Here is a 20,747-nt window from a genome sequence, read left to right as displayed (position 1 = left end):
AAATGCTAGAAACACTGAATCTAATATTACTTTTGCTGTTACTCACGGTTACAGTTTTTATAGTTCTTTCGAAACATTTGGTTGTAAGTGCTGTTCTAATGTGTGTATTTAGTGCACTTATTGCACTTATGTACTTGATTATGAATGCGCCAGATGTTGCAATTACTGAAGCTTCTGTTGGTGCAGGATTGAGCACAGTCTTTACGTTTGCAGCACTCTCTTTGGTAAAGAATTACAAAGCAAATTTATCTCATAGCCCCACAACACTTTTTTTTATGTTATTTTTGACTGCATGTTTATCATACTTTATGATTCAATTACCAGATTTTGGCAGTCATAATGCTCCAGTTCACTTGCACGTTGCTCCTTATTATGTAGAAAGTACTGAAAAAGCTATTGGTATTCCTAATATAGTGACAGCTGTTTTAGCAAGCTTTCGTGGCTATGACACATTTGGAGAAACTATAGTAGTTTTTACTGCTGCACTTTGTATAATGTTAATATTAGAAGAGAAAGAAAGTGATTAAAGATCCGGTATTAAGTGCAGTAACATTTTTGATGATACCTTTTATCATTTTGTTTGGTTTATATATACAGTTTCATGGTGACTATACTCCAGGTGGAGGTTTTCAGGCGGGAATAATTATTGCTTCTGGGATAATATTATATTCTATGTTATTTGATATACCTACAACTTTAAAAGCAATACCTTACTCTATTATCAAATTTACTAACGTACTAGGTATTTTAACCTATGGAGGAGCTGGTATTATAACAGTTTTATTTGGCCAAAATTTTTTATCCTATAGTATATTGTCAGCTGATAGTAGAACAGGTCAAAAATTGGGTATTTTCTTAGTGGAGCTGGGTGTATTGCTTACCGTTTCTTCTTCCATGTTAATCATATATATAAATTTTGCTCGCAAGAAAAAACAATGACTCTATATAATTATGTAGGCATTACTATATTAATGGTGCTAGGTTTCTATATCATTGTAAATGATAAAAACTTAATCAAAAAAATGATGGGATTAAGTGTCTTACAAGCATCTGTTTTGTTGTTTTACATATCTTTAGGGTATGTAAAAAGTTCTTTACCTCCTATATTGACTTCAAATTTTCACTTATATACCAATCCTATACCTCACGTCTTAATGCTTACTGCTATAGTGGTTGGAATTGCAACATTTTCAGTTGGATTGTCCATAGTAGTAAGAATAGAGAGATTAGTTGATTAAAAAGAGTGTGAATAAATTGATAGTATCTTAAACTATATGAAGTAGCAAGTAACTATAAATTAAGAATAAAACTATAAGCTTGCTAATTGTAAGTTTATTTGATAAATAAGAAATAAAATTATAAACTGTAAAGGTAATGATGTCAACTATTAATGGTACGGAAGATAGGAAAAAGATCATCAAAGATCTTGTAACCAAAAGTATAAGAAAGGGCGGTTTTATCACTTTTGATGATATAAATGATAAGTTATCAGATGAAAATTTTTCAACTGATTTTATAGATGATACTATAGCTTTATTGCAAGACTCTGGAATTAACATACTCGAAAGTAGTGAAGATGAGGAAGAAGCTCCTTCTAATGATGATGGTAATAAGCTTGATGATGAGACATCGTTGAATACTACTACAACTTTAGTGCAAAATGATGATCCAGTAAGGATTTATTTACAGGATATGAGCTCTGTAAAGCTTTTGTCACGAGCAGATGAAATTAAGATAGCAAAAAAAATTGAATCTGAAAAGCATAACATGTTACGTGCAATAATTGAAACATCAGTGGCATTCAAAATAATCAAAACATGGCGTGATGATTTAAGTGGTGGAACTTTTTTACTGAGAGAAATTATAAATCTGGATGCAATTTATAACTCTGATTTTAATATGGTAGACAAAGAAGAAAGTGAAGTTGAAGATGTTAGAGATTGTGTTAATGATGAGGAAAAAGGTAATGATGAAAAGGGAAATGAGAGTGAAGACATAAGTTCAGCTAACTTAAATATTTCTGTTCTTGAAATGGAAAGTGATTTATTGCCAAAGGTTATCACGGCATTGGATGAGATCATTGCTTTAACAAATGAAGCATTGGTATTGAAAAAAAATTCTAAAGATTTCTCTAATGAGCTAGAAAATTTATATAATCAAATATGGTCTGTAGCATTACAAATTCAGTTTAGTGATGCTGCTATTACCAGAATTACACAAAAACTTTACGAAATAAGTAGACTAATCACGTTTGAAGAAGCTAATCTTATTACTGAAGCTAGAAAGTACGGTATTGATAGAGAAAGTTTGTATAATGTTTATGATGATGTGCTTTTAGAGCACGAGTTGAGTGAAATAAGTTTTCTCAAGATTAATGAAAATCAATCTCTTTTTACAGGTGAATTAAAAAATAAATTCTTAAGGTTTATAAACGATAGCTATGAGTATATAGCTAGTGCCTTAAGCAATATTAAGAGTTATGTACAAGGAGATAAAGTTCAGGAGTTTAAGAAGGTAATCAAGAGAATACAGAAACATGAACAAGAAGTCTCTCAAGCAAAGCAAGAAATGATTAAGGCTAATTTAAGGCTGGTGGTTTCGATTGCTAAAAAGTATTCAAAAAGAGGACTTGATCTGCTTGATTTGATACAAGAAGGTAATATTGGTCTTATGAAGGCTGTGGATAAGTTTGATTACAAACGTGGGTATAAATTTTCGACTTATGGTACTTGGTGGGTAAAACAATCAATCACTAGGGCAATACCTGAACAGTCTAAAGTAGTTAGAATACCAGTACATATGGTGGAAATTATCAGTAAAATCAACAAAGCATTAAGAAAGATGACTCATGAAATGGGTAGAGAGCCTACATTAGAGGAATTGAGTATAGAATTGGCGATGCCGCTAGAAAGAATACGCAAAGTTATGAAGATAGCAAGAGATCCGGTAAGTCTTGAAGCTCCAACAGGAAAGGATGATAGTAGTACCTTCGGTGATTGTATAGAAGATAAGCGAGTTTCTAAACCAGAGGATGCTGCAATACTTGCCGACTTGCGTGGCATTACGACCAATGTTCTTGCAACTTTAACACCAAAAGAAGAAAGAATTTTAAGGATGCGCTTTGGCCTTGGTAAAGATGGAAAGGAGCATACCTTAGAAGAAGTAGGAAAAATTTTTAATGTTACACGTGAAAGAATTAGGCAAATAGAGGCAAAAGCACTACGTAAGTTGAAACATCCAAGCCGTGCTAAAAAACTTAGAGGTTTCTTTTAAGGCAGAAGGGCTGCTCAAAAAATAGGTAAAATTCAGCCAAAGTTCTATAATTTTACCCTATTTTTCTTTTTTTATAGGCTTTATAGAGCAGTATGATTAGATATTGAATGTTATGGCAAATAAAAATAATAACTCTAATTCAAAGTGTAAAAATTTTTGTGTTCTGGGTGATAGTTTATCTGATAATGGTGTAATTATTGAAATTTTAATAACTTATCCTTTGTAAGAAACGTGAAACTTAATGCCCCTTTTTATTAAGGAGGATTTTTAGCAATGGCCTTACTGTTGTTGAATATGTAGCAAAGTATTTAGGTTTAGAAGAATTTGAGTCATCATGGAGATGCTCATTTTTTGATCGATACTATGAACAGCAAGATCATAACTATGCGATTTTATATGCAACAGCATCTGAAATTCTTAACCCTATTTTTTCTTATTTCCTCAATAAATTTCGTTTAGTTAATCAGCTAAACGCAGTAATTAAACATCATCCAGACGTAGGTAAAGGAGATTTTATTTTTCATTATAATCGAGGAAATAATATTATGGGTGCCACTGCTTATAACAATGTTAAAGCAGAAAAAGTATTGAAATAAAGCGGTTAGTGAAATATGTAATGCATTTGGTTCTAAATTAATATGGTGTAAAGCATGTGATTGTTGCAAATGTGACTGAGGTTGGTTTGATACTAGCTTTAATAAAGACGAAAAGCAAGAGAGCTGGCTGCAAAGCTTACACAGAGTTTCAATACAAAATTAGCTAATGATTTAGATTATATGAAGAAAGGTGCAGATCTTGAAATAAAAGCATTCGATCTTAACTCTAAAATGAAAAGTATGCTTGTTAAATATAAGAGCAAAGGGTTAAATGATCGAGATGCATACCTATCAAACATCGTAGACCAGTTTGGGGTAGGGTGATTTGGAAAAAGTATGAAGATACTCTTGTTGATATTTAAAGGAAGGCTTGATACTTACTATAATTCTGGATGCAGCACAGAAATACTAAAGGATTATTTCTTTTTTGATTATTTTTATCCAACTGCAGAACCTTATTGTGAAGTTGGTAATGAAATGTATGAGTTGATAAAAAATTAGATTTCTTTTAAACATCTTTACGGTTTGTAGTAACTATCTGCGTAGCTGAATGGTAAAGGGAGGGGGGTAAACAAAGTAATCTAAAATATAGAGAAAATACAACGGTGCTTGATACAATAGCTATTGCGATTTTATCCTCTTTTTGTCATTTTAGTGCTAGAATGACATTCTGCTAGTGAAGTTTATTCTTTGATATATTAACTATAAATATAGAGAAGTCTTACTAAATAAAAAGGTAAAAGGAACCTCTGAGTAGTGAAATTTTGACTCTATATTACTGTAAGTGGTGCTGTAATAATGTTCTAACAAGCGCGACTTGGCTGAGTATAGAAAAAATTTAAAAAACCGCTATAATTTTACGTAATTTACCAATAAACACCTAAGTTTTTACTGGATTTTGTGATTGATCCTACAGTCAAAAACAAATTTTGAGTCATAAATACTTTTAGTGCCATAATAAAATAGGTAGGTTTGTCAAGTAAAGTTCTTTATTTCATCAGATGCGCTGCCAAATTGTTATGCAAGCAAGTTTTTTAGTTTTCGTATATCCGAAGTAATTCTTGTGCATTGGCCTTGATTAGAGTCGGACATTCTCTATCATTTAATAATGAATGCAATATTTCAATTGCACCTTTAATGTCGTTACTGTGTATCTTTACTATAGCGATAGCTTCTTGGCTTGAATAAGGGTACACTGCATTTGATTCTAAATTACTAATTTTATCTCTATTTGTTTTTTCATCGCTGGAGTGAAGTAAGCTCATTACTTCTAAGTATTGTGCTAACTCACGCAAAACATCAGGAGCATCTTTATCGTCTGCCAAATCATTATAAATAATAGATGCCGTGTCTGTTGGCATTGAATCTGAGATATGATTGAATGCGCGTTCAAAATTTGCTAAATATTCCCAATTTGAATCTATTTCTTCTAGCAGTGACTTATTATCTTTTTTTAAGAATAATACTTCGTAAAACTTGTCACCTGCAGTTATAGATTGTTTTGTGTTATCAATGTTACGCAATAAGTATAATGTGATGCCAACTAACATTGGCGCGAGTGCAAGCAGAAAGATGTATTTTTTCATGGTAATATTCCAAATAGTTATATATTTATACATTAATGCTTTTGATTTGCAAAAACATATTGACATAGTGATTATATCACATAATAATATTCTTAGAGTTGTTTGAATAGTTGGAGATTAAAATATTTCTAAAGTAGAAATAAAGACAGCAGTATTAAGCTAAATTATTTTTTGTCGGATTTATCCGATGTACCCTCAACCTTTTATAGGTTGAAGTCTAAATTTGAGAGTTTGATCCTGGCTCAGAATGAACGCTGGCGGCAGGCCTAACACATGCAAGTCGAACGGAGTTATATTGTAGCTTGCTATGGTATAACTTAGTGGCAGACGGGTGAGTAATGTATAGGAATCTACCTAGTAGTACGGAATAATTGTTGGAAACGGCAACTAATACCGTATACGCCCTACGGGGGAAAAATTTATTGCTATTAGATGAGCCTATATTAGATTAGCTAGTTGGTGGAGTAATAGCCTACCAAGGCAATGATCTATAGCTGATCTGAGAGGATGATCAGCCACACTGGAACTGAGATACGGTCCAGACTCCTACGGGAGGCAGCAGTGGGGAATATTGGACAATGGGCGAAAGCCTGATCCAGCCATGCCGCATGAGTGAAGAAGGCCTTTGGGTTGTAAAGCTCTTTTAGTGAGGAAGATAATGACGGTACTCACAGAAGAAGTCCTGGCTAACTCCGTGCCAGCAGCCGCGGTAATACGGAGAGGGCTAGCGTTATTCGGAATTATTGGGCGTAAAGGGCGCGTAGGCTGGTTAATAAGTTAAAAGTGAAATCCCGAGGCTTAACCTTGGAATTGCTTTTAAAACTATTAACCTAGAGATTGAAAGAGGATAGAGGAATTCCTGATGTAGAGGTAAAATTCGTAAATATTAGGAGGAACACCAGTGGCGAAGGCGTCTATCTGGTTCAAATCTGACGCTGAAGCGCGAAGGCGTGGGGAGCAAACAGGATTAGATACCCTGGTAGTCCACGCTGTAAACGATGAATGTTAAATATGGGAAGTTTACTTTCTGTATTACAGCTAACGCGTTAAACATTCCGCCTGGGGACTACGGTCGCAAGATTAAAACTCAAAGGAATTGACGGGGACCCGCACAAGCGGTGGAGCATGTGGTTTAATTCGATGCAACGCGAAAAACCTTACCACTTCTTGACATGGAAATCATACCTATTCGAAGGGATAGGGTCGGTTCGGCCGGATTTTACACAAGTGTTGCATGGCTGTCGTCAGCTCGTGTCGTGAGATGTTGGGTTAAGTCCCGCAACGAGCGCAACCCTCATCCTTAGTTGCCATCAGGTAATGCTGAGTACTTTAAGGAAACTGCCAGTGATAAGCTGGAGGAAGGTGGGGATGATGTCAAGTCATCATGGCCTTTATGGAGTGGGCTACACACGTGCTACAATGGTGTCTACAATGGGTTGCAAGGTGCGCAAGCCTAAGCTAATCCCTAAAAGACATCTCAGTTCGGATTGTACTCTGCAACTCGAGTACATGAAGTTGGAATCGCTAGTAATCGTGGATCAGCATGCCACGGTGAATACGTTCTCGGGTCTTGTACACACTGCCCGTCACGCCATGGGAATTGGTTTCACTCGAAGCTAATGGCCTAACCGCAAGGAAGGAGTTATTTAAAGTGGGATCAGTGACTGGGGTGAAGTCGTAACAAGGTAGCAGTAGGGGAATCTGCAGCTGGATTACCTCCTTAGGCTTTGTACGTAATTCACCATTTCAAATAATAGTGTCATTATGTACTATACTGCTGTCTTTACTTCTACTTTATTTTTTAATTTCTCGATAACGAAATTTTATGAGTAATAGGCCTCTTTCCCCACATTTACAAATATATAAAGTACAAGTTACTAGTTTTTTTTCTATTATGCATAGATTGACTGGTATCTTGCTATTTCTTTTATTAATCATACTTTCTTGGTATTTTATATTATATGTTTACTCCCCTAAGTTAATTATAGTAAGGTGCTTAAATGCATTATTGTTCACTCCTGTTGCTAAATTAGCTTATATCTTGTGCTTTGTAAGCTTTATGTATCATTTTCTTAATGGTATTCGTCATTTATTGTGGGATGCTGGGCTTAATTTAGAAATTGCTAGTGTTTTAAAAAGTGCTATGTTACTAACAATAATGCTATTTCTTTCTACTATGGCTTTTTTATTTATATTTATATGAGTCAATCTGTAAATTCAGTACATCATTGGTGGATCCAGCGTGTTTCTGCGGTGATTTTGTTATTTTTATTTCCTTGGTTTATTTACTCATTTTCTTGCACATTTTATGTTGATGGCCCTTTATCTTTTAATGAAAAATTATTTCAGGCTATTAATCATCCACTAGAGCTTTTGTTTTTTGTTATACTGGTGTTTTGCATTTTTTGGCATGCAGTTCTTGGAATGCAGGTAGTGTGTGAAGATTATATAGACAGCGTACCTCTAAGGATTTTTACAATTACATGCATAAAATACTTATCAAGCATTACTTATATAGTCCTTGCTTTTACGACTTTTTTCTTTTATAGGCATATTTTCTTGTAAAATTGTTAGTTTTGTGTTAATATATTATTAGTTTACTAATTTTATTATTGAACTATAGCGATTTTGGTTTGACAACATGTTCGGAGTGTTAAAAAAAGCAGTAACAGATTTTACACTTAAAGCAAAAGGTTTATTTGCTTCATCTGAATCTCAAGTTTATGTCAAGGATCTTAGAAAGGTAATGACCTATACAGATGGAAGAAAATGCAAATATCCAAAGAATTACGATCAGATTGTAGAATCTGGGAAAGTTATAGAAAGTAAGAATAGTGATGGTGAGACTATATATAAACTTTCATATGGCGAGAGAGATCGAAAGCGGTCAAGTTTTGAATTAACTTTTGTCAAGGAAACGGACGATAGGTCTTATTTTACTATTGACTTTTTAGTTAATCGGGAAAAAAACAAGGATGTTAAGCATTATGATGGCTACTATAAACCATTTGAGTTTTCAAAAATCGATCTTGAAAAACATATTCCAATTTTTGAAGCTAAAAAAACTAATGATCCTAAATATCCGTTTAAATTAACTCACTCTTCTGTGCTAATGAAAAAGGTAAAAAATGGAGAGGGTAAAGTTCAGGGATTTGTTGATGAAAAGGGAAGAAATGGAGAATTACTATACACTAGTAATTATAAAAAATTAAGCACTAATTTTTCAGAAATTAGAGATCAAAATGGTAGTCTAGAGCTAGATAAAAGTCTGATATCTGTTCCTATTGTTTTTGTTGCGGGTTTAGCTAAGATTTGTGCTAGAATGCTGACTTTTATTCCTATGAAATTAGGAGAGAATTTGATAGCTAGAAAAAATCGAGTTGCAAAATCTTTTGGTTATCTTTTTTTCACTCCTGCAGTGGTAGTAAAAAATTTAGTAAATATGGGAGCTACAATACTTAAGGTTCCAATTTTATTATTTGTAGAAAATGAGAAAAAGTATGGTGATGCTTATCTTACTATGTTGAAACACCAATTGAAAGAATGTTGGAAAGAGGCAAAAAGTGACTTTAATATTATTAAAGGTGAAGAAGGGCTAAAGCCGGAGCAGAAGGATCATAAGCCACTCAGTATAGTGGGTACATGGGATGAGCTTGATGCTAGAAGTCCAGGTATTGAAAGAGACTTGGAAAAGGCGCTGAATAAAAGTAGTGAAAGTATAGATAAATCCAGAGAACCAGGTGTTGGAGAAAGCTTAAAGGAGAAGCCGCAAAACAAAACTGATAAAAAAATAGCTGCAGCCGTTAATCAAAAAAGCAGCATTCCTCATATTGATAGAGAGATAGAAAGAAGACAAGACTCATCACGAAATGTAGGGATTCCATAATGCTCGTAGTCAACCATCACTTTAAATTACTTTTTACTTTAATCATCTCACAATAAAAACTTGCATGCATTTTGCCGTTAGTATAAGATATTAATCAAATAATTAATATCTTAATTAAATGCGCCCTGTAATACTGTGTGGTGGTAGTGGCAGCAGACTTTGGCTTCTATCTAAGCCAAAGCAATTTCAGAAAATATTTAGTCAGAATACTATGTTTCACAACACTTTGTTGAGGCTAAAAAGCGATTATATGCCACCCATCATTACCACAAATATACAATATGAGTCATTATTGATGCAGGAATTACATGCATTACAGGAATGTAAAGTAGTTTTTGAACCAGTTAAAATTGGGACAGCGGCAGCAATACTAATTGCTGTGCTTCTCTGCGATAGGAACGAGACAATCTTAGTTCTTCCTTCAGACCATTTTATAGGTGATTTGAATAGTTTTTATGTTTCTATTGAGAAAGCGTCTAAGCTAGCCTCTGAAACTGACTCTATAGTCACTTTTGGGGTAAAGCCTCATGAATTCAATTCTGAATACGGCTATATAAATGCAGTATATGGTCAGAAAGAAAAATGTCATATAGTAAAAGATTTTACAGAAAAACCCGAGCGTAAGGTAAGTAACGATCATTATTGGAACTCTGGAATATTTGTGTTTAGAGCAAAACGCTATATATGAGATAAAAAAAATTGCTCCGACTCTCTATAATTTATGTTGTAAAAGTATGAAGCATTTTGTACCACGAGAGAGATTTCTGTATTTAGAACAGCAAAATTGTGCAGGAATGGGTGATACATCTATTGATCACCTAGTGATAGAAAAAGCAGAAAATATTGTAATGATAGAAGCCAATTTCGATTGGATGGATGTTGGCACTTGGGGTTCAGTTTTAGAGTTAAGTAAGAGATTTAATAAGAATTTTGAGTCGTTTCAAGCTGTAACCAACGGAAGAGAGCCAGTTTTGATGACAGAAAATGATGCAAAAAATTTACTAGGTAGAGTTTATAAACAGCCAAGTAAGAGCCTAATGTTGTTCATTAATAAAGTTAAGGAAGTAAAGCCAATAAGGAAAGAGATTAAGCCATGGGGATTTTATAGTGTAGTTTTAATGGGCAAGGATTTTCTTATAAAATATCTTTTTATAAATCCACTAAGCTGCACTTCTAAGCAATTTCACCACTATAGAGATGAGTACCATATAAATACTATCAGGAGTTGGATATGTTAGTTTAGATGACAAAACATATGCTATAACGAAAAATCATGTAATAGAGATTCCAAGGAAGGTGTTTCATAAAATTGAGAATAAAAGTACAAGATTTCCTCTTGAGATAGTTGAGTTTCAGGTAGGAAAGTTTTTATCTGATAATGATATAGTAAGATTGGACGATATATATGGAAGGTCTTAATATAGAATATTGAATATATTCTATAAGCTTGCTAAATTTAGACAACCTAATTTGAGGTAAAGGAAAAATTACAGTTATATGAAGCATAAAAAGTATGATATTTAAATCTTAGTATAATGTCTATTGCCTTTGAATTTACTATGGCTATTCGCTATTTGCGAGCAAAGAATTCTAGATTTTGCTCTATAATGGCCTTGTTTTCTATTATTGGTATTGCTCTTGGAGTTGCAACGCTAATAGTAGTAATGTCTGTAATGAATGGGTTCAGAGCAAAGCTGCTCGACTCTGTACTTGGCATTAATGGCCATATTAATGTTTACTTTGATAGAAGCATAAATTCAGATTACCACGTAGTGTTAAAATCTATTGAGAAAATCCCAGGTGTATTAAAAGCTACTTCTATGACCAATGATCAAGTGATCGTTGCAGCAAATGGTGGAATTGTGGGTAGCGTAGTCCGTGGTGTGTCAACTAAAGACTTACTTAATAATACTACCGTTAAGAATAATGTAATTATGGGTAACGTGGAAAAATTCGATGAAGGTATCATAATAGGGGCAAGATTAGCAGAAGCTTTGAATATTGATTATGGTGATAATATTATGCTTATATCACCTGAAGGATTTGACGCATTGTCTGGTGAAATACCAAAAATGAAAGAATATAAAGTTGTAGCAATATTTGATATGGGTATGTTTGAGTATGATAATACTTTGGTGTATATGCCCATAAAGTCAGCTCAAGCTTTTTTTAATTATAAAGATAATGTGAGAAGTATAGAAGTGTTTGTAGATGATATTGCTATGGCTAATAAGCTAGCAAACGTTATAGCAAAAGAAACAGGAATGAGAGCTGAAAGTTGGCAATCTCAGCAAAGCCATTATGTTAATGCTTTAAAGACTGAAAGAAATGTGATGTTTTTAATTCTCACTTTAATTATAGTTGTAGCAGCATTCAATATTGTTTCAAGTTTGATGATGATAGTGCAAGAAAAGAAATCTGCAATTGCAATTATGCGTACATTTGGTGCAACAAGCGGAAGCATTATGCGCATATTTTGTGCTTGTGGATTGCTCATTGGTTTTACAGGAACTTGTCTTGGCTCTATTATAGGGGTTGTTTTTTCTCTCAATATTGAAAATATTAGAGTGTTTTTAGAAAACATTACCAACATCAAGCTATTTGATCCTATGATATACTTTTTTTCAAGTTTGCCAGTGATATTAGTTTCTCAAGATGTAGTGAACATTTCTGCACTTGCATTGTTCTTGTCATTTTTAGCAACAATTCCTCCTGCATTGCAGGCAGCTGCACAAGACCCAGCGGAGATATTACGTTATGAATGATACTCGAAAAAAATGCATAGGTTGGTTCTTAATTGTATTGTTATTTGCCAGCTATATTACAATAAATAACATAATATTTTTTAAAATAAATCAGCAAGAAAGTGAAGACAGTATAAGTGTTTTAACGGAAAAGATAGATGAACTTAGAATGTTGCTTGAAATTAATCAATCTAGGGTAGAAAAAAGGATATTTGACTTAAAGAGAAATCTTCACACTCAATGTGAGCAGGGTGATGGTAGTTTAAGGCATAAGAACCTCGCAAAGTTGCTGCTACTTGTGATTAAGATGAAGAATTCGTTATTGCGAGGAGCCAAGTTTGATAATCATATAAATTCAATAAAGCCTTTGATATCAGAGCTTGACGATCCAGAAATAGAAAATGCAGTAAATGAATTGGAAAATTTGAAAGAGGTAGATACTTTACGCGGGTTGAAATTGTCTTTTGAGAAGAACATGACTGTTATTAACTACAATAAAAGTAACTTGTTTAAAAAAATCATTTCAAATTGGATAAAGATAGATGATCGTAGTGATCCACTCAGGTTAAAGCTTGCGGAAATTGAAGAATTAATAAGCGATAATGATTGGCAGAGCATAGCCACCGCAATAAGTGACTTAACATACCCAGAATTCAAACCATGGCTTAATAAATTGAATGATTTTATTGTAGCTTTCAAGAATACTTCAATAATATATCGTCACTTATTACAATACATCTCATGATTTATTTTATAATTTTTGCTTTTTCTTTTTTATTTGGCATATGGATCAAGGTAAGTGGTGAAGTAATAAAATTGGAATTAGGCAATTACACTATAAGTATTGATCTATATTTCGTTATTCTTGCTTGCGTAGTCTTATTATTTTTATTGATTGCAGTTGCACGTTTTTGTTCTTCTATTTCATCAACATTTGCTAACATAAAAAATAGAAGAAGAAGTAGGGAAGAATTGCTTCTCTTTGAAGCTTTCTTTAGCTTAGACTTAGGTAATATAGAGAACACCAATAAGCTAATTAAAAATCTAAATGAAGAAAGTGATAAATTATCTTTAGTAAAGCTCTTTAATTCAGGTAAAACGGGAAATTACAGCTTTTTCAGCCATAATTTAACGAGTATTGCAAGTAAAAATCGCAACTTAGCTCTACTTCTGATCAATAAACTGATTATTCACCTAAAGCAAGAAAGGTTAGTCTTTCAAAAATTTATAGAATATTGCTCTAGTTCAATTAATGATAAAATTTTGTCTATTCCCTTTCAAATAGAGCATTGTATATTGCAAGAAGATTGGATAAATGCAATTTCAAAGTTAAAGGAAGCTATCAAATTCAATATTTTTCTTCCCTTTGATCGTAAAAAGATGTTAGCGGTTTTTTATTGCGCTTTAGCAAAGCAATACGAAAGTAAAGGAAGTTTTTACAAAGCTATAGATTATTTAGCTAAAGCACAAAGTTATTATGCAACTTTTCAGCCCATCAATTATTTAAAGGCAGAATTATATATCAAGCTTGAAAAAATCAGAAAAGCTTCTACAGTATTAGAGGAAGAGTATAGAGTAAATCCTACTCCTCAATCAGCTAGAATGTATATCAAGTTAAATAATAAAGGCGCTGAAAGACTATATAACTTACGCCCTGATTATTATTTTAGTTATTGCTTGCTTGCTTTGTCTTCAATTAGCTTAGGGAAATATGATCTTGCAAGTCAGCATTTAGATATTGCTATGAAAAAAGCTAATTACATATCAATCTACCTTGTGATGGTACAGCTCAAGATTATGCTACAAGAGTATGATCAAGCAATTTACTGGCTAAATAAGATGGACTCAGAAGCTGTGCCTGATCCAGATTGGAAATGTGTTGATTGTAATAAAGAGCTAAAGCAATGGGATTATAAGTGCTCAAGTTGCAATAGTCTTAATTGTATTTACCTTATATTATAAGACTCCATAAGGTGTGATACTTTTACATCGAGATTGCTTTAATATAATCTTTATCTCAAAACAGTAAATCTGTGAGTTTCTTAGTTAGGTTTGACTCCAATGTCAAAAAAACTTGTTTTTAGACATTATCAGTTATATATTTTAATAAATTAGAATTATATATAAAATGAAGAGCTTAAAGGAATTATCCTTAAGAATTAAAAATATTAAGTCTGTGCAGAAAATCACGAAAATAATGCAAATGGTTTCTGCAGCAAAATTATTACAAAGCCAAAAGAAATTATCAAATTCAAAATTGCATATATCTAAGCTGCATAGCATTATTTCTTCACTAGCGCTATCAGCGGATCAAGAGTTACTAGCAAGAATTCTAAATATCAATAATGAAGATTCTTTCCTAGTATTTATTATTGCATCTGATCGTGGTTTATGTGGCAGCTTCAACTCCTCTGTTGTTAAATTCAGTCAGGAGCATATAAACAAATTAATTGCAAATGATAAGAAAGTAGACATTGTTTTTTTTGGTAAGAAAGCTTTTGAGACAGGCAAAAATAGATTTAATTCTAAAAATATCTTGAAGGTTGAAAATAGTAAGGGAATCACACTAAAGCGTGTGGAAGCCTTGGTTAGTGATATAGATCTAAGTAAATACAATAAAGTTAAGGTTTTTTACAATAAATTCTATAATACCTTCATGCAAAAGCCAATATTAGAAACAATAAAACCATGGAGTAAAGACTCATTATTAATTGATAATTCTGTAGTTAGTCCTCTAACAGATTACAGCTATGAGTATGAACCACAAAATATTGAGTTTATTTTAAAATCTTTGACTCAAGATTATGTTACAGCTGCTCTTTATTCTGCTTTACTTGAAAGTGCAGCAAGTGAAAATAGTGCTAGGATGGTTGCTATGGAATCAGCAAACAGAAATACAAAAGAAATGCTAAATAAACTAGCATTACTTTATAATCGTTCTCGTCAAGCAGCAATTACAACTGATTTGATTGAAGTTATAGGTGGTGCAGAATCTTTATAGAAACTCAAGGAATGAAAAATGAATATATTAAATATTGCAGCAGATATCACTAAACTAATAAAAAAGCAGAATCAAGACGCAGAAGTTACAATATATGAAACTAATAAGACCTCGGTTTCTCAGCGTCTATCAAAAATTGAACAAATATCACAATCTAAAAACTGTACTGTCGGAATTAGAGCTATAGCAGGTAAGAACAAAGCTGCGTATATTTCCACAAACGATTTGAATAATCTTAGTAGTGCAGTGAGCCAAGTGGTGGAAATGGCAAAGAATGCCCAGGAAGATCCTTATATTAGTTTTGCTGTAGATGGCAGTAATTATATCTCTTCTGCAGATTTAAATATCTCAGATAATAATGTTGTAACAATTAATAAATTAAAAGAAATTACTGAAGCTACAGAAAATTCAGCTCTTGCACATAAAAATATTATTAATTCCGAAGGAGCTTCATCTTCACATACTTCAGTAAATACAGTATTATCAACCGTTTCTGGTTTTGTTGGTTCATTTAGTAAGTCAACTTTTGTTAATCAGGTTTCTGTTGTTGCTGGAGAAAAGAGTGAAATGAAAATAGGCTACGATTACGATGTAGCATGCAACTTCAGTGATTTAAAAACACCGGAGTCAATAGGGAAAGAAGCAGCAAAAAGAGCAATAGATCAATTGGATTCATGTACAATCAGGACAGGCAAATTTCCGGTTGTTTTTGAAAAAAGAGCAGCAAAAGAGCTAGTAAAGAGCTTTGCTTCTGCCATAAATGGTAGCAATATTGTAAATAATAGCTCTTTTTTGAGAAATAGTTTAAATACTCAAATTTTTAATACTGAGATTAGCATTATTGATGACCCATTGTTACCAAGGGGTATAACATCAAGACCGTTTGACGGGGAAGGAATAATGAGCAGAAGAAATGAATTTGTAAAAAATGGAGTACTGCAAAACTGGATTTTAGATCTATATTCGGCTAGGAAATTAAACTTGGAAACGACCGCAAATGCAACTCGTGCAAGTAATGCTGCAATTATTCCTTCAGCTAGTAATTTCTATTTCAAAAATGGTAATAGATCGTTTAAGGAATTAATTGAGGAAGTAAAAGAAGGAATATATGTAACTGATTTATTTGGTTTTGGTGTTAATTTAATCAATGGCGATTATAGTCAAGGTGCATGCGGATTTTTTATAGAAAATGGTAAAATAACGTATCCAATACACGAGATTACTGTTGCCGACAATTTGAAAAATATGTTTAGCAATTTAGTTGTTGCAAATGACCTAACTTTCTGTGGGCAGTTTAATTCACCAACGATTAAAGTTAGCGAAATGACAGTAGCAGGTTCACTTAGTGATTAAAAATTTTAGTTGCATTAAGTACAATAATTGTGTACTATTACTATGTAATGTTAAGAATAGACTATGGAGTATAGAAGTTTAGTTGCAGTAACTAAGCTTAAAGCATTCTAAATCGTAATTTCAAAGTTTTTCATCACATTAATAATATTAGTTAGTAGTTTAGGAGTTATCCATATGGAATTTGGTAATATAAAATGGTTTAATGTTGAAAAAGGCTATGGTTTCATCAAGCCAGAAGGTAAAGGTGAGGACGTTTTTGTACATGTTAGTACATTAGAACGTTCAGGAATAAGACCTGATGCACTTCGAGGAGAGGATAAAAAGAAAGGAATGAAAGGGGAAAGAGTAAGTTATGAGCTTAAAGAGGAGCGTGGTAGGAACGGGGAAGATAAAAAGTCTGCAATAAATTTAAGATTAGAAGATTAGTCTATCGTGAAGCTTTTTAATAGGGTAATGTATTGTGAGTAACTTTCATGAAATGGGGCTTCCAACTTTGCTTAGGCAAGCTCTAAGTAAAAATAATCTTTGTATTCCAACCCCGATTCAAATGCAAGCGATTCCTCTAGCTCTCCAGGGCAAAGATATCCTTGGATCTGCTCAAACGGGAACTGGAAAGACTTTGGCATTTGCTATTCCACTGGTTGCTAAATTACTGAATGAGCCAAGCATTGGTTCAGCTTTAGTCATCGTGCCAACCAGAGAGCTTGCTCATCAGGTAACAAATGAGATAAGAAAACTCTTATCTCAAAATTCTGTACTAAGAGTCGCTTTGTTGATTGGAGGTGAGCCTATTTTTAGGCAGCTAAATCAGCTTCAGAAAAAACCACAAATCATAATAGGTACTCCTGGTCGTATTATAGATCATATTGAGCGTAAAGCTTTGATTACTCGCAATGTCAGCACTCTTGTGCTTGATGAAACGGATCGTATGTTTGATATGGGCTTTGGAATTCAAATTGAAGGGATCATGAAATATCTGCCAAAAATACGTCAGACTCTTATGTTTTCTGCAACTCTTCCTAGTGATATAGTTAAACTTACTGAGAAGTACCTTAATCAGCCAGAGCGTGTTTCTGTTGATTGTCAGGCTACAACTTCTGCAAAAATTAAGCAAGAAATTGTTTATGCGTCAGAATCAGAAAAATATGGAAAACTTGTTACACAATTATGTCAGCGCAAAGGATCGATCATTATTTTTGTCAAAACAAAGCGAGGAGCGGATCAGCTAGCTGACAAATTGCACAAAGATGACTATAGCGCTTTGGCAATTCATGGTGATTTAAGGCAGCACAAGCGTGAAAGAGTCATTAATTCTTTTCGTCGTGGCCGCAATCGAATCATGGTTGCAACAGATGTTGCTTCTCGCGGCCTTGATATTCCGCACATTCAACATGTTATCAATTATGATGTACCACAATCGCAAGCTGATTATGTTCATCGTATAGGTAGAACTGCACGTGCGGGAGCTGAAGGATTTGCATTATCTTTTGTTACACCTCAAGATCAGAGAAGACTGCCTGCACTAGCAGATAAAGAAGGAGAGCCAAATTTTGATTGTAGTATGCAATCTCAAAAACGTAACGGCAAAAAGATCTTTAAAAGGCCAAGTACGTTAAAGGCTAAATACGGTAGAAAAAAGATCAATGTATTTAAGAAGAAAAGCAGAGTACTAGAAAAAGCGTATTAATGTACTTAACTATTCTTCTATTCTTTAAAAGCTCCAGTAAGCTTGCTGCAAAGTGAAGTGATTGGAGGATGGTAGAAAGAATATATAGCTAGCCCAAATTAGATTTACCTACAATTTGATAATCTTAATTCTGCTGCTTATAATGTTTTGAGATTATCACAACGGTATAATGTTAGGCTGTGTGGACTATAATCTGTAGCTTCATTCAATTTGGCTACAACGAGCTGCTAGATTTCAGTTTTTTTAATAATTGTGTGCTACTAATTATATATAAATTTACACTTTTAAAGAGAATAGATGATTTCTAAAAATTTAGAGGCAAGTTTAAATAGAGCGTTACAGATTGCTTCTGATTGTAAGCTTAAATATGCAAAAGTGGAACATTTGTTGCTAGCATTAACCAAAGATGTGGATGTAAATTATGTTTTATCAAGATGTAACATCAAAGCTGGTGAAATTATAAATATAGATAATATTATATTAAGGAATGATCATGGTAATAATACAAAAGGTTTTTTACAAGACAACTCCGAATTAACTGTCAATAAAGTTGAGCCTGATGTGCTATTTCAACGCATAATACATAAAGCCATGATACGAGCTCATCGTCTGGGAAGAAAAGAAATAAATGGAGCAAGTATTCTATTAGAGATTCTGTCTGAGCAAGATTTATACATTGAAGAGCTATTACGCAAACAGAATGCAAAGGATTCTAATTTGATTTATAACATATCCAATATAAAATATTCAGGTGATATAGAAGAATATGTAACTAATCGCAAGATAAAACTTGATAAGAATAACGATATCTCTACTGTAGCAAATAAAGGTGAATTATTAAAAGATGAAGAAGTTCTACAAAATTATTGTAGAAATTTAAATGATTATGCAAGAAGCAAAAAAATAGATTATGTCATTGGTCGTGATTATGAATTAAATCGCACTATAGAAATCTTGCTAAGACGCAGAAAAAATAACCCTTTATATGTCGGAGAACCAGGTGTTGGTAAAACAACAATAGTTGAAGGCTTGGTATTGAAAATTATTGAAGGTAGTGTTCCGAGTGCACTGAGATCCAGCATAATTTATGCTTTGGATTTAGGATCACTTCTTGCAGGAACACGCTATAGAGGTGACTTTGAAGAGAGAATAAAATCTATAATAAAAGTAATTGAGGCAAAACCTGGCGCTATTCTTTTCATTGATGAAATACACACTATTATTGGAGCAGGTTCAACAAGTGGCAGCTTTCTTGATGCTGGCAATCTGCTCAAACCTGCACTTGCAAGAGGTGCGTTGCGTTGTATAGGTGCAACTACATATAGAGAATATAGCAATAGCTTTGAAAAGGATAAAGCATTAGCAAGGAGGTTTCAAAAAATTAATGTAAAAGAGTCTTCTATTAATGATACAGTAAAGATACTAGATGGTATAAAGCATTACTATGAAAGGTATCATGGAGTATATTACACGAAACATGCCATTAAATCTGCAGCTGAACTTTCACACAAGTATATTACTGGGCGAATATTACCTGATAAAGCAGTTGATGTTATAGATGAAGCAGGGGCATATTGTAAGTTACAAAAAAGCAGGCGAAAAATTATAAACAGTAGAGACATTAAGAGTACTATCGCTAGGATTACAAACGTACCTTGCGGGTTTGATGATATGCAAAGAGTAAAATCTTTGAAAGAAAATCTCAATAGGGCCATTTTTGGTCAAGAGCAAGCGATAGAGTTTCTCGTTAATTCTATTAAAATTGCTAAATCTGGTCTGAGAAGTTACAATAAACCCTTGGCAAAGTATCTTTTTGCAGGGCCAACTGGTGTAGGTAAGACTGAGCTTGCGAAGCAACTAGCACAAAATATGGGTATGAACCTTATTCGGTTTGATATGTCTGAGTATATGGAACCTCACACAATATCTAGAATGATTGGTTCCCCTCCTGGATATGTGGGTTACGATCAAGGTGGATTGCTTACAGAATCTGTATCTAATAATCAATATAGCGTAGTACTTCTTGATGAAATTGAGAAAGCTCATAGTGATATTTATAATATATTACTACAAATCATGGATTATGGTTGTGTTACAGACACTTACGGACGTAAGGTTAATTTTTCCAATACGATTTTAATTATGACAACCAATGCAGGGGCATTTGAACGTAACAAAAGTTCTATTGGCTTTGGGTATAAAAACTTTAACATCAGTGACAGCGAAAAAGCAATGGAACGGGTTTTTAGCCCTGAATTTCGTAATCGTCTTGATGCAGTCATTTCCTTTTCTGATTTGGATGCGGATGTCATTTTGCACATTGTGGATAAATTTATTCAGGAATTAAAAAAACAACTTGTGCAAAAGGGTATAAGCTGCTCAGTGGAAGAAGAAGTAAAGTCTTATCTTGCTCAAACAGGTTATAGCAAAGAAATGGGAGCACGCCCAATAGAGAGGCTGATTGAAAAAGAGATAAAAAGTCATTTGGCTGAAGAAATACTGAATCGTCGATTAATTAAAGGAAAGAAATTAAGGATTTATATTGGTAAACACGGAATTGCTTTTGATATAGTTTAAATTCTTGCTTGAGTATTAAATTTGTAGTATAGTCACTATTTTTT

20 protein-coding genes and 1 rRNA gene are annotated in these 20,747 nt (G+C 33.3%); 20 read left to right on the top strand and 1 reads right to left on the bottom strand.

The window, feature by feature from the left end; translation table 11 throughout:
• Positions 1 to 2 precede the first annotated feature (2 nt).
• From ABWU33_RS07035 to ABWU33_RS07015, 5 genes are all read left to right on the top strand, one after another.
• Positions 3 to 527 carry a DUF4040 domain-containing protein gene (locus ABWU33_RS07035; RefSeq protein WP_211907727.1) on the top strand — a complete coding sequence of 175 codons (525 nt, stop codon included), beginning with the start codon at positions 3 to 5 and terminating at the stop codon, positions 525 to 527.
• On the top strand, positions 520 to 939 hold the full coding sequence (locus tag ABWU33_RS07030; protein WP_010404274.1) for a Na(+)/H(+) antiporter subunit B: 420 nt from the start codon (positions 520 to 522) through the stop codon (positions 937 to 939). Before ABWU33_RS07035 ends, ABWU33_RS07030 begins: the two co-directional genes overlap by 8 nt.
• Positions 936 to 1,238, top strand: coding sequence for a cation:proton antiporter subunit C (locus ABWU33_RS07025; RefSeq protein ID WP_211907728.1), 303 nt, complete (start codon positions 936 to 938; stop codon positions 1,236 to 1,238). Before ABWU33_RS07030 ends, ABWU33_RS07025 begins: the two co-directional genes overlap by 4 nt.
• A gap of 139 nt (positions 1,239 to 1,377) precedes the next feature.
• Positions 1,378 to 3,273: an RNA polymerase sigma factor RpoD gene (gene rpoD, locus ABWU33_RS07020; protein ID WP_211908756.1), complete on the top strand. Its 1,896-nt coding sequence runs from the start codon at positions 1,378 to 1,380 to the stop codon at positions 3,271 to 3,273.
• A gap of 932 nt (positions 3,274 to 4,205) precedes the next feature.
• Positions 4,206 to 4,370: a GDSL family lipase gene (locus ABWU33_RS07015; protein WP_246433122.1), complete on the top strand. Its 165-nt coding sequence runs from the start codon at positions 4,206 to 4,208 to the stop codon at positions 4,368 to 4,370.
• 533 nt (positions 4,371 to 4,903) lie between these two features.
• Here the strand turns inward: ABWU33_RS07015 and ABWU33_RS07010 are convergent.
• Positions 4,904 to 5,521, bottom strand: coding sequence for a hypothetical protein (locus ABWU33_RS07010; protein WP_211907729.1), 618 nt, complete (start codon positions 5,519 to 5,521; stop codon positions 4,904 to 4,906).
• Positions 5,522 to 5,674: 153 nt separating this feature from the next.
• Between ABWU33_RS07010 and ABWU33_RS07005 the strand changes: the two genes are divergently transcribed.
• The 15 genes from ABWU33_RS07005 (at position 5,675) to ABWU33_RS06935 (ending at position 20,703) form a co-directional block, all read left to right on the top strand.
• Positions 5,675 to 7,178: ribosomal RNA gene (locus ABWU33_RS07005) — 16S ribosomal RNA — on the top strand.
• Positions 7,179 to 7,280: 102 nt separating this feature from the next.
• Complete coding sequence (gene sdhC / locus ABWU33_RS07000) at positions 7,281 to 7,658, top strand: succinate dehydrogenase, cytochrome b556 subunit (RefSeq protein ID WP_211907730.1); 378 nt, start codon at positions 7,281 to 7,283, stop codon at positions 7,656 to 7,658.
• Positions 7,655 to 8,020, top strand: coding sequence for a succinate dehydrogenase, hydrophobic membrane anchor protein (gene sdhD / locus ABWU33_RS06995; protein WP_211907731.1), 366 nt, complete (start codon positions 7,655 to 7,657; stop codon positions 8,018 to 8,020). The genes sdhC and sdhD overlap by 4 nt, the downstream gene beginning before the upstream one ends.
• Positions 8,021 to 8,096: 76 nt before the next feature.
• The gene (locus tag ABWU33_RS06990; protein ID WP_211907732.1) at positions 8,097 to 9,341 is read left to right on the top strand and encodes a hypothetical protein; all 1,245 of its coding nucleotides are present in this window, start codon (positions 8,097 to 8,099) and stop codon (positions 9,339 to 9,341) included.
• A 118-nt stretch (positions 9,342 to 9,459) separates the two neighbouring features.
• Positions 9,460 to 10,029: a sugar phosphate nucleotidyltransferase gene (locus ABWU33_RS06985; RefSeq protein WP_246433123.1), complete on the top strand. Its 570-nt coding sequence runs from the start codon at positions 9,460 to 9,462 to the stop codon at positions 10,027 to 10,029.
• Positions 10,030 to 10,075: 46 nt separating this feature from the next.
• Positions 10,076 to 10,579, top strand: coding sequence for a hypothetical protein (locus ABWU33_RS06980; RefSeq protein ID WP_353280676.1), 504 nt, complete (start codon positions 10,076 to 10,078; stop codon positions 10,577 to 10,579).
• Positions 10,554 to 10,760: a hypothetical protein gene (locus ABWU33_RS06975; protein WP_353281071.1), complete on the top strand. Its 207-nt coding sequence runs from the start codon at positions 10,554 to 10,556 to the stop codon at positions 10,758 to 10,760. Before ABWU33_RS06980 ends, ABWU33_RS06975 begins: the two co-directional genes overlap by 26 nt.
• Before the next feature lie 116 nt (positions 10,761 to 10,876).
• A complete protein-coding gene (locus ABWU33_RS06970; RefSeq protein WP_211907733.1) occupies positions 10,877 to 12,106 on the top strand; it encodes a lipoprotein-releasing ABC transporter permease subunit in 1,230 nt (409 codons plus the stop codon).
• Positions 12,099 to 12,830 carry a hypothetical protein gene (locus tag ABWU33_RS06965; protein ID WP_211907734.1) on the top strand — a complete coding sequence of 244 codons (732 nt, stop codon included), beginning with the start codon at positions 12,099 to 12,101 and terminating at the stop codon, positions 12,828 to 12,830. Before ABWU33_RS06970 ends, ABWU33_RS06965 begins: the two co-directional genes overlap by 8 nt.
• Positions 12,827 to 14,047 carry a tetratricopeptide repeat protein gene (locus ABWU33_RS06960; protein ID WP_250120268.1) on the top strand — a complete coding sequence of 407 codons (1,221 nt, stop codon included), beginning with the start codon at positions 12,827 to 12,829 and terminating at the stop codon, positions 14,045 to 14,047. Before ABWU33_RS06965 ends, ABWU33_RS06960 begins: the two co-directional genes overlap by 4 nt.
• Positions 14,048 to 14,213: 166 nt before the next feature.
• Positions 14,214 to 15,086 carry an ATP synthase F1 subunit gamma gene (atpG, locus tag ABWU33_RS06955; RefSeq protein ID WP_211907736.1) on the top strand — a complete coding sequence of 291 codons (873 nt, stop codon included), beginning with the start codon at positions 14,214 to 14,216 and terminating at the stop codon, positions 15,084 to 15,086.
• Positions 15,087 to 15,104: 18 nt separating this feature from the next.
• Complete coding sequence (locus tag ABWU33_RS06950; protein ID WP_250120269.1) at positions 15,105 to 16,439, top strand: TldD/PmbA family protein; 1,335 nt, start codon at positions 15,105 to 15,107, stop codon at positions 16,437 to 16,439.
• 174 nt (positions 16,440 to 16,613) lie between these two features.
• A complete protein-coding gene (locus tag ABWU33_RS06945) occupies positions 16,614 to 16,865 on the top strand; it encodes a cold-shock protein (RefSeq protein WP_006015726.1) in 252 nt (83 codons plus the stop codon).
• Between the two features lie 34 nt (positions 16,866 to 16,899).
• Positions 16,900 to 18,126 (top strand): DEAD/DEAH box helicase, encoded by a 1,227-nt coding sequence (locus ABWU33_RS06940; RefSeq protein ID WP_250126911.1) that lies wholly within the window; start codon positions 16,900 to 16,902, stop codon positions 18,124 to 18,126.
• A 297-nt stretch (positions 18,127 to 18,423) separates the two neighbouring features.
• Complete coding sequence (locus tag ABWU33_RS06935) at positions 18,424 to 20,703, top strand: AAA family ATPase (protein ID WP_211907739.1); 2,280 nt, start codon at positions 18,424 to 18,426, stop codon at positions 20,701 to 20,703.
• Positions 20,704 to 20,747: the final 44 nt, after the last annotated feature.

It is taken from the genome of Wolbachia endosymbiont (group B) of Cyclophora punctaria (genome assembly GCF_964028235.1).
Classification (GTDB): Bacteria; Pseudomonadota; Alphaproteobacteria; order Rickettsiales; family Anaplasmataceae; genus Wolbachia.
Note: the sequence above shows the minus strand (reverse complement) of the source record. Positions and strands in the feature narration are given on the sequence as shown.